At 63.4% G+C, this 6,961-nt stretch carries 9 protein-coding genes and 1 pseudogene; 7 read left to right on the top strand and 3 right to left on the bottom strand.

All coding sequences use genetic code 11. The features are described 5' to 3' along the window. Positions 1-530: STAS domain-containing protein (locus V7778_RS24870; protein ID WP_335560291.1), on the top strand; the 530-nt coding region annotated here is incomplete at its 5' end. Between the two features lie 14 nt (positions 531-544). Here the strand turns inward: V7778_RS24870 and V7778_RS24865 are convergent. Together V7778_RS24865 and V7778_RS24860 are read right to left on the bottom strand one after the other, a co-directional pair. Further along, positions 545-1,804, bottom strand: coding sequence for a type II toxin-antitoxin system HipA family toxin (locus V7778_RS24865; RefSeq protein WP_335560290.1), 1,260 nt, complete (start codon positions 1,802-1,804; stop codon positions 545-547). Continuing rightward, complete coding sequence (locus V7778_RS24860) at positions 1,788-2,120, bottom strand: helix-turn-helix domain-containing protein (RefSeq protein WP_335560288.1); 333 nt, start codon at positions 2,118-2,120, stop codon at positions 1,788-1,790. The genes V7778_RS24865 and V7778_RS24860 overlap by 17 nt, the downstream gene beginning before the upstream one ends. 267 nt (positions 2,121-2,387) lie before the next feature. On the opposite strand from V7778_RS24860, the gene hslV reads away from it, so the two are divergent. The 6 genes from hslV (at position 2,388) to V7778_RS24830 (ending at position 6,700) form a co-directional block, all read left to right on the top strand. After that, a complete protein-coding gene (hslV, locus tag V7778_RS24855) occupies positions 2,388-2,924 on the top strand; it encodes an ATP-dependent protease subunit HslV (RefSeq protein ID WP_335560287.1) in 537 nt (178 codons plus the stop codon). Between the two features lie 14 nt (positions 2,925-2,938). Beyond that, entirely contained in the window at positions 2,939-4,273 is a 1,335-nt protein-coding gene (gene hslU, locus V7778_RS24850; RefSeq protein WP_335560285.1) for an ATP-dependent protease ATPase subunit HslU, read from the top strand. 17 nt (positions 4,274-4,290) lie between these two features. After that, positions 4,291-4,494 (top strand): hypothetical protein, encoded by a 204-nt coding sequence (locus V7778_RS24845; protein ID WP_335560284.1) that lies wholly within the window; start codon positions 4,291-4,293, stop codon positions 4,492-4,494. Between the two features lie 543 nt (positions 4,495-5,037). Next, positions 5,038-5,337 (top strand): hypothetical protein, encoded by a 300-nt coding sequence (locus tag V7778_RS24840; RefSeq protein ID WP_335560282.1) that lies wholly within the window; start codon positions 5,038-5,040, stop codon positions 5,335-5,337. A 102-nt stretch (positions 5,338-5,439) separates the two neighbouring features. Beyond that, positions 5,440-5,715: a hypothetical protein gene (locus tag V7778_RS24835; protein WP_335560280.1), complete on the top strand. Its 276-nt coding sequence runs from the start codon at positions 5,440-5,442 to the stop codon at positions 5,713-5,715. 253 nt (positions 5,716-5,968) lie between these two features. Beyond that, positions 5,969-6,700, top strand: coding sequence for a helix-turn-helix domain-containing protein (locus V7778_RS24830; RefSeq protein ID WP_335560279.1), 732 nt, complete (start codon positions 5,969-5,971; stop codon positions 6,698-6,700). A gap of 18 nt (positions 6,701-6,718) precedes the next feature. Here V7778_RS24830 and V7778_RS24825 read toward each other — a convergent pair. Continuing rightward, positions 6,719-6,961: pseudogene (locus tag V7778_RS24825) on the bottom strand (hypothetical protein); the annotation flags it as partial.

The raw sequence follows: 6,961 nt of genomic DNA, 5'->3' as shown, positions 1-6,961 counted from the left end.
GCGAGCTGGTGCTGGCCGGCGCCGACCAGCTGCTGGCGGTGCTGCGCCCGATGCTGGCGATCGGCGCGCGCGAGGCGAGCCAGGCGCCCTGGCTGCTGCTGCTCGAACTGCTGCTCCTGACCCGGCGCGAAAAGGACTTCGAAGAAACGGCGATGGATTACTGCGTCACCTTCGAGGTGTCGCCGCCCTCCTTCGAGGCGCTGCAGCATGTCTCCACCGCGGTCTCCACGGCCGCGCCCGCCACTGGCGGCGGCGACCGCTTCATGCTGCCGGCCGTGCTGGCCCACGACGCGGCGCCGCTATGCGCGGCCATCGACGCCTATGCGGCCGGGCGCGACACCCTGGTGCTGGACTGCTCGCGCCTGGCGCGCATGGACTATGTCTGCGCCAGCGCCCTGCTGGCCCACCTGCGCACGCACATGGAAGACGGAAAGCGGATCGAGCTGCGCGAGCTGAACCACCTCGTCACCACCCTGCTGCGCCTGCTCGGCGTGGGCGAGGGCCTGAAGCTGTATCCGCACCGGTATTAAGGCGAGAATCGCCCTCAGTCCGGGGGCGGCGCAGCACTCAGCAGTCCGATAGTGAATTGCATGCGATTTGCCATCTCGGCCTGCCACTTCTCGTCGAGCAAAGGCCGGACCGTGGCGAATCCCGCCCTGATCCGCGGCAACAGGTCGCGCAGGTAATCCGCCGTTTCCTGCCTGCTGCAAAAACCGAAGCGGTGGGCATCGGCCACCACGGCGTCGCGCGAAATATCGAAGCGCCCCAGCGCGAGCTGCATCTGCAGGCGTGCCGGCCTTTCCAGCGGGTTGGGCACCACGTCGAAGGCCGGCGCAAGACGCCAGCGCCCCTCCTGCGCGCTGTATACGACGGCGTGGTTGCGCACATGGTCGTCATCGTTGCCGCAGACGGCGTTGAACACCATGCGGCCGAACAGTTCGATGCGGTCTTCGAGTGGCGCGCCGATCCGTTTCAGCTCCTCGGCAAAACGCGGATAGCTCCAGCGGTCGGTCTGGGTAAAATCATCCGGGTATTCGGCCTGCAGCAGCGAAGCCGCGCTGACGCACATATGGCGCTGGCGGCCACTGCGGTCGAAGCGCAGGACCCGTACCGCACTGCGCCCCCCGCTCGCGGGGTGGAAAACGGTCTGCGCAAAACGCAGGCCGCTCGCCGCCCCCCATTGCTGGGCCATGTGCTCGAGCCGCGGAATGTCCTCGACATCGGTCGCGATCTCGGGCTTGACCAGCCAGTATTGTCCGTCTTCTCCCTGGACGGTCGCTTTCGGCCGTGCTCCGCCAACGCTGGCGGTCTGTACCAGGCGCGCACGGATGCCGGCGCGCACCGTTGGCTTGCGCTCCGCCAGGGCGACCAGCTCTTCCACCACCTGGTCGAGCTTGGGCAAGGTCGGACTGTCGAGCCTGGTGCCGGGAAATGTCAAACTCGTCCCGATGGCAAGCGCGCCCCACCGGTCGAGATTGCTCGCTTTCAGGAGATACTGCAGCGGCGGCGCATTTTCCGGCAAATTGTATTCGCGACGCAGCAGGGCCTGGCCCCATGCGTCCGGGGAGGCGTCGCGCAGCACATCGTGCAGGCCGCGATAGCGCGCTGCCGCAAACTCGCGTCCCGGCAGGAAAGGCAGGTTGACCGGGTCGATGGCCCACGCCAGGCCTGCATCGACGTACGACGGGGCATAGCGGAACAGGCCCTCGCCCGCACTGCCCGTCTTGTACCTGCCAACGGTCACCCATTCCCCGGTATCCGGACGCTGGAGATAGACGTAGAGCGGCTTAGAAATACTCGGCATCGGCGCCACCCTTTTCCTGCCTGCCAGGCTTGACGCGCTGTCCTGTCCCCTGCCATAGCTCGGCCGGCAAGGAAGGGATGGCCTGGTCGGCCAGGCCCAGGGTCAGCAGGGCGGCAAGGTAGGCGCCGACGCCCGCACTGGGATCGCCTTGTTCGAGACGGCGCAAGGTGGTTCGGGAAACCCCGAGGCGTGTGCAGAGATCGGCAGCCGTGATGCGCTGCTGCAAGCGCTGGGTGTGGATGCACTTGCCCCACATGGCAAGACGCTCCCGCACCAGGGTCGGCCACATCTCGGGGCTCAGGATTCGTTTTGGCATTGCCAGGACCTGTTCATAGAAAAGACATTATGCGATTTAAAGTATCGTCTATAAACACCTAAGACAGCAATCTATGTTTATAGAGAATCCTTTATATCGCATAAAAGGACTTCTATGAACATTTTTGTGGTTTCCGGCCAGACGCCGGGGCCGGCCGGGAAGCAAGCTTGCCCCGGTCCGGGCCATGGCGAGATTAATGTCGAGCTCATCTTGCAATTTTATGCACGGCCCCCAACTTCGCCTTGCTAGACAACCACGAGGTCAAACATGGAACAATTTCACGGCACCACCATCGTCAGCGTAAGGCGCGGCAACCAGGTTGCGCTCGGCGGCGATGGCCAGGTCACGCTCGGCAACGTCGTCATGAAGGGCTCGGCCCGCAAGGTACGCAAGCTGTACCAGGGCAAGGTCTTGTGCGGCTTCGCCGGCGGCACCGCCGATGCCTTCACCCTGCTCGACCGCTTCGAAGCGAAACTCGAGAAACACCAGGGCAACCTGCTGCGCGCCTCGGTCGAACTGGCCAAGGACTGGCGCACCGACCGCGTGCTGCGCCGCCTGGAAGCGATGCTGCTGGTGGCCGACAAGGAATCGACCCTGATCATCACCGGCAATGGCGACGTGCTGGAGCCGGAAGACGGCATCGGCGCGATCGGCTCGGGCGGCGTCTACGCCCAGTCCGCCGCCAAGGCCTTGTACGAGAACACCGAGCTGCCGGCCGCCGAAGTCGTCAAGAAGGCGCTGACCATCGCCGGCGAGCTGTGCATCTATACGAACCTGTCCCACATCATCGAAACCCTGGATTGACAATGGCCGCCATCATGAACATGACCCCACCCGAAATCGTCTCCGAACTGGACAAGCATGTGGTCGGCCAGGGCAAGGCCAAGCGCGCGGTCGCGATCGCGCTGCGCAACCGCTGGCGCCGCCAGCAGGTCGAGGAACCGCTGCGCCACGAGATCACCCCGAAGAACATCCTCATGATCGGCCCCACCGGGGTCGGCAAGACCGAGATCGCGCGCCGCCTGGCCAAGCTGGCCGACGCGCCCTTCATCAAGATCGAGGCCACCAAGTTCACCGAGGTCGGCTATGTCGGCCGCGACGTCGACACCATCATCCGCGACCTGATCGACATCGGCATCAAGCAGACCCGCGCCAGCGAACAAAAGAAAGTGCGCCAGCGCGCCGAAGACGCGGCCGAGGACCGCATCATCGACATCCTGGTGCCGCCGGCGCGCGACTTCGGCTTCAACGTCAACAGCGGCGAAAGCAAGGAAGGCGACGCCACCCGCCAGACCTTCCGCAAGCGCCTGCGCGAAGGCTCGCTCGACGACCGCGAGATCGAGATCGAAGTGGCCGACGCCATGCCGCAGATGGAAATCATGGCCCCGCCAGGCATGGAGGAAATGACCGAGCAGATCAAGTCGATGTTCGCCGGGGTGGGCAACGCGCGCAAGAAGGCGCGCAAGATGAAGATCAAGGAAGCGCTGAAGCTGCTGGCCGAGGAGGAAGCCGCCAAGCTGGTCAACGAGGACGAGCTCAAGCAGAAGGCGATCGCCAACGTCGAGCAGAACGGCATCGTGTTCCTGGACGAGATCGACAAGATCGCCACCCGTTCCGAGCACGGCGGCGCCGACGTCTCGCGCGCCGGCGTGCAGCGCGACCTGCTGCCGCTGGTCGAGGGCACGACGGTGAACACCAAGTACGGCATGATCCGCACCGATCACATCCTGTTCATCGCCTCGGGCGCCTTCCACCTGTCCAAACCCTCGGACCTGATCCCCGAGCTGCAGGGCCGCTTCCCGATCCGGGTCGAACTGGAGTCGCTCTCGATCGAGGACTTCAAGAGCATCCTGACCTCGACCGACGCCAGCCTGACCAAGCAGTACGAAGCGCTGCTGGCGACCGAAGGCGTGAAGGTCGAGTTCCTGGACGACGGCATCCACCGCCTGGCCGAGATCGCGTTCTCGGTCAACGAGCGCACCGAGAACATCGGCGCGCGCCGCCTCTACACGGTGATGGAAAAACTGCTCGAGGAAGTCTCGTTCAGCGCCGGCGCCGAAAAGGACCAGGTGGTGCGGATCGACACGTCCTACGTCAACGAACGGCTCGACAAGCTGGCGGTCAACGAAGACCTGTCGCGCTACGTACTGTAACCCCCACGGAGGCCCGCATGGCGAACAAGGCATTGGCGACCCGGCAGAAGATGCGCTTGCGGGTCGAACCCTCGCAACAATTCGGCAAGCCACGCAATCCGATCGCGGCCCTGGCCAAGGCGCGCGCGGCCGGTTCGCACACAAAGCCCCTGTCGAGCGAGCGGCAGGCCGCCAAGCGGGACCTCAAGAAAGTCAAGCTGGTCGCGGACGAGGACGAATAGCTTCGGCTCGCTTCCCCGGCCGGTGCGCTGCATCGCCCGCCCTCGCAAGGACCACGCCCGCGTGAGCGGCGAAACCTGGTCCCGTTGGCGCACCGCTTTTCCTTTCTCCTTCCTTCCGTCTCAGAAAGCTCTTGCACCCGGCAAACTCATGCCGCGCCAGGTGCATGGCTGCCCACTTGGGTGCGCCAACGGGAAACCCCGGCCATTCCCCGACATGCGCCATATCTCGTCCGCATTGATCAGTTCATTGAGCAGTTCATTAAGCAATTCACCCGCGATCGTATGCACGCTGCTTACTACGCGCATGGCAAGCACGCCGGTAATGACCATGCATAGAATACGAATGATTATTCAAAAAGGATTTTTTATCCCATGTAAATATTATTATTCAATTCGAGCAAAATATCTTGCAAATGCCCTCGCGCCTCGCCTAATATCACCAGGCCCTCACAAGAAAAACATGAATAAATGCGCGGCCAGGTGTCTGGCCGTAGATAACCGGCATCGGGATAGCACGACAATCATTCATTATTCATAAGAACAATGGCTATATATACCGAACAGCCAGTCAGACTGAAGAAGCACTTTACCGCACTGGTCGCCAGCTGGTTTGGCGTCTTCTTTTTGATCAGTCAGCTGCTCATTCCCGCGGTGCCGGTCATGGCGAGTGTGGGCGGCGCTTGCGCCATTGCGATCGCCGCAGGGGCCGGCACTGTTTTCCTGGTCAAGGAAGCAAGCCACAGTACGATGAAGAAAGTATGGATGTGTTCTCTAGTATTGAATGCGGGTCTCGCGATAATGCAATTTTCAAGAATTTATAACATGGTGCATTCAACGCCATAATAAGGCGGGCCATCATTGATAAAGAATTTCATGCCATGAAAACCTGGAATGTTTTCGAGCATGATCAGGGCTCTATCGCAACTCTCGACCTGATGAGTCGACGTGATAGAAGATGGACCGCAGCATTTCTGCGAAATAATGGAGATAAATAAAGTGCGTGAATTGAATGCAAAAGAAGTAGACGTGGTCGCTGGCGCAAGCGTGTCGGGCGTTGGCCAGGCAATGGCTGCCGGTGGTGCAATCCTGCTGGGCGTTGCCGCCTTGCCAATCGTTGCTCCGGTCGCGGGCACCATTGCCATGTTTGGCGCTGCTTGGGGTATCGGCGGTGCGCTGATCTGGGGCAAGAGCGAAATGCTGGAGCGCAAGACCTCGGTCTAAGCGATTGTCCAGCTTCGGCTGATCTTCGCACGGTCGAATCGCCCGGCATGGGCGATTCGACCGCTGTTTTTCAGGCTTCCCGTGCCATTCCATGCCTGATCGGCGGCGGAATGTTTCCAGTCTCCCGTCTGCCCCTGCCTGCTCCCGCCATCGCACGCTGGGGATCGCCTGCAGCGACACCTCGCCATCCGCGCTTGTTCCCGCTGCCGTTCAACGGTAGAGTTCCTCACCTGACCACCACCTCCCTGCCCCCATGAGCTCACCCGACCTCGTTCTCGACGTCCTGCGCGCCCAGCTGCGCGCGGCCGGCATCACCTACAAGGCGCTGGCCGAACGCATCGGCGTGAGCGAATCGAGCGTCAAGCGCATGTTCGGGCAGAAGGACATGGCCTTGTCGCGCCTGGCGCAGATCTGCCAGGTGACGGGCATCGCGATGGAGGAGGTGCTGCGCGGCGCGCTCGAGGCGCGGCCCCAGGCCGACACCCTGAGCCTGCCGCAGGAAACCTCGCTGGTGGCCAATCCGCGCCTGCTGCTGGTGGCGATCTGCTGCCTCGGCCACTGGAGCCTGGAACAGATCGTCGAGACCTACCGCCTGAGCGATGCAGAATGCATCAAGCTGCTGGTGGAGCTCGACCGGCTGGGCGTGATCGAACTCAAGCCGCTGAACCGCTACACGCTGCGGGTATCGAACGCCTTCCGCTGGCTGCCCGACGGGCCGGTGCAGCGCTACTTCCGCGAGCACGTGGTGGCGGATTATTTCGCGGGCGGCTTCGACGGCGCCGGCGAAACCTTGCTGTGCCTGCCGGCGCGGCTGTCGGCGGCGAGTGCGCAGGAAGTGGCGCAGAAGATCGGGCAACTGGGGGCGGAACTGGCCAGGCTGCACCGCAACGACCGCCGCTTGCCGGACGACGAGCGCGAAGGCTTCACGCTGCTGGTGGGATTCAGGTCGTGGGAGCTGGCGGCATTCACGGCCTTGCGGCGCTAGGTCCCTGGGCGCCAAGCCTTACTGGGTCGTCGAATTCTGTCCCACCGGGCTGTTCACCGAACGGGTCGGCGGCGGCATCTGCACCTGGTTCGGCGGCGGCGGCGCATTCGGATCGGCCGGCGGCCCCTCGGTTGCGCCCGGATCCATCTGCGGCTCCGGCACGCTCTGGGTAGTCCCCTGCATCGGCGCCGCGCCGCGCTCATAGTTGCCCGGCGACGGGGCCGGCTGCTGCATGCCTGGCGGCGCGCTGACCACGCCTGG

This window comes from Massilia sp. DD77 (genome assembly GCF_036961685.1).
Lineage (GTDB): Bacteria > Pseudomonadota > Gammaproteobacteria > Burkholderiales > Burkholderiaceae_D > Telluria.
This window is presented reverse-complemented; position numbering and strand designations above follow the sequence as displayed.

What these genes read in the sequence shown, in the direction of transcription:
- V7778_RS24860 (WP_335560288.1), bottom strand. Translation starts at nt 2,120, where the DNA reads ATGCCAAAACGAATCCTGAGCCCCGAGATGTGGCCGACCCTGGTGCGG.
- hslV (WP_335560287.1), top strand. Translation starts at nt 2,388, where the DNA reads ATGGAACAATTTCACGGCACCACCATCGTCAGCGTAAGGCGCGGCAAC.
- V7778_RS24840 (WP_335560282.1), top strand. Translation starts at nt 5,038, where the DNA reads ATGGCTATATATACCGAACAGCCAGTCAGACTGAAGAAGCACTTTACC.
- V7778_RS24830 (WP_335560279.1), top strand. Translation starts at nt 5,969, where the DNA reads ATGAGCTCACCCGACCTCGTTCTCGACGTCCTGCGCGCCCAGCTGCGC.
- V7778_RS24845 (WP_335560284.1), top strand. Translation starts at nt 4,291, where the DNA reads ATGGCGAACAAGGCATTGGCGACCCGGCAGAAGATGCGCTTGCGGGTC.
- V7778_RS24865 (WP_335560290.1), bottom strand. Translation starts at nt 1,804, where the DNA reads ATGCCGAGTATTTCTAAGCCGCTCTACGTCTATCTCCAGCGTCCGGAT.
- hslU (WP_335560285.1), top strand. Translation starts at nt 2,939, where the DNA reads ATGAACATGACCCCACCCGAAATCGTCTCCGAACTGGACAAGCATGTG.